The organism is Priestia sp. KCTC 13724, assembly GCF_056820425.1.
This window is the reverse complement of sequence record NZ_JBXDLD010000187.1, coordinates 1-1,772: the sequence shown is the minus strand read 5'-3', so window position 1 is coordinate 1,772 and position 1,772 is coordinate 1. Positions and strand designations below refer to the sequence as shown.

The window sequence follows — 1,772 nt, the reverse complement described above, 5'->3', positions numbered from 1 at the left end:
ATTTAAAGGGAAATTTCAATATCTATTACCAAAAACAACTGTTTCTGTAACTACTCTGTCTGTTTATCAGTTGAATGATGATCATTGGATTCTATAATTACCAAATACCTTTACCACAACTTTAGCGTCTCCTGTGGCTATTTTACTTTGCGGACTAGAACAAGAACCCTGTCATCAAGCCTTAAAGTAAAGAAAAAACCTCGTTTAAAACAAGGTTTTTTTCAGGCTATTGAGAACAAAGTTTCTCAACAGCCTGAAAAAAGAGACTACATACAGTAGTCTCTTTTTTAATAATTATTTTTACCATCTTTTACGATTCCATCTTTGTTATAACTCTTCCACCCATAATAATAAGTGTTTTTAGGATCCTTTTTAAATACAACATATACCTTATAAGGAATGCTTCCACCTTTTAAGAAATTATAATCTATCCCAATTTCTTTTATATCATCATTTTTATATCCTTCTTCGGATAAATGCATTGATACAGCAGAAAGAACTTCTTCTCTCTCTTTTAAATTACCTACTGACAATTTTTGGTAAGTTAAATAACCAATTACAACCAGTGATATTACAAATAAGATGATAAATACAATTGCTGTGATTTTACTTTTACTCATTTTAAATATTAACCTCTTCTTTAGCTTGTAAAATAAAGCAGAATTTTTGCTGCTATCAATATACATTAACTCCAAAATCTAGTCAAATACTCAACCATATTTATTTTATCTAAAAATCACACATAAGAAAGCTCACAATATTATGATTATGAGCTTTCTTATTCCTTCATTTCCAAAACTCCCACCACTTTTTTTCTTGAGAAGCTGCTATCATTTTTTTAGTATCTTGAACTTCACGGATCAGTGATAAAAGATTTTCATCTCTTTTATTTGAACTTGTTTCAACAGTTGTTCTTAATTCATAATTTTGATCTTGTAAAATCTTATTTTGGATTTTAATATCCTTAAGTTCTTTTTCCATTGAATTTAACCTATCAGATATTTCATCAATGTATTCTAATTTATCCATAAGAAGAGAAATTTGAGTGTTCTCTTCTTGTTCTTTAGACGTAGTTTCAGGAGTCATTACCTTGTTCTCATCAAGAATAGCACCTATTCTCTCCTCTTCTGGAAGCATTGATAACACTACATTCACAGCTGTTTCCATAGTCATACCTTTGTCTTGTATCAAATCTTTCATTCTTTGCAGTAAGAGAAGATCTTTACTTCTAAACGCCCTAGAATTATTAGAACCTCTGATAAATTTGTAGTCTTTGTTTTCTAAAGCAATACAATATTTAGTAAGAGAACTACGAGCTATTCCTAACGATTTTGCTACTTCTCCACCTAAATAAACTACTTCATTTATTTGTTCAGACATATGTTCACCACCTATTCTTAATACATATAATTCTTTATTATATAGGCTATTCTAACAATGTTTTCGATTTAGAATAGTATTCTCCTCTTTATTCTCTTACTAACATATAAAATCAACAGAAAGGGTTCAGTTCAGAAATCACATTTATACAAGTTAATATAAGGTTGTTCTTATGAAGAACAAGAGTTGTTCTCCTGTTCATTAGAAGGTTTAATATAGCTCTAAAGCTGGCCGTCTTAAGACGGCTTTTTAGCCTTTAGGCTTTTATTTTTTTAACGAAAAAAAATCCAAAAAGACCCTTGCAATTCGAGTGGCGAATTGTTATTAAATATAGAGTGAGAAGAGAAATAAAAAAAAAACCCTTATAAACCCTTATATATAAAGGTTTATAA

Annotated in this window: 2 protein-coding genes; both read right to left on the bottom strand. The window is 29.5% G+C overall.

The features are described 5' to 3' along the window. Window positions 1-287 precede the first annotated feature (287 nt). Window positions 288-620, bottom strand: a complete 333-nt coding sequence (locus AC1UFB_RS20275) for a DUF3139 domain-containing protein (protein WP_100348233.1) — start codon at window positions 618-620, stop codon at window positions 288-290. Window positions 621-786: 166 nt separating this feature from the next. Then, on the bottom strand, window positions 787-1,380 hold the full coding sequence (locus AC1UFB_RS20270) for a DUF3967 domain-containing protein (RefSeq protein ID WP_100348232.1): 594 nt from the start codon (window positions 1,378-1,380) through the stop codon (window positions 787-789). Window positions 1,381-1,772 lie beyond the last annotated feature (392 nt).

Coding starts and splice junctions, on each gene's coding strand:
- AC1UFB_RS20270 (WP_100348232.1), bottom strand. CDS start 1,380: ATGTCTGAACAAATAAATGAAGTAGTTTATTTAGGTGGAGAAGTAGCA.
- AC1UFB_RS20275 (WP_100348233.1), bottom strand. CDS start 620: ATGAGTAAAAGTAAAATCACAGCAATTGTATTTATCATCTTATTTGTA.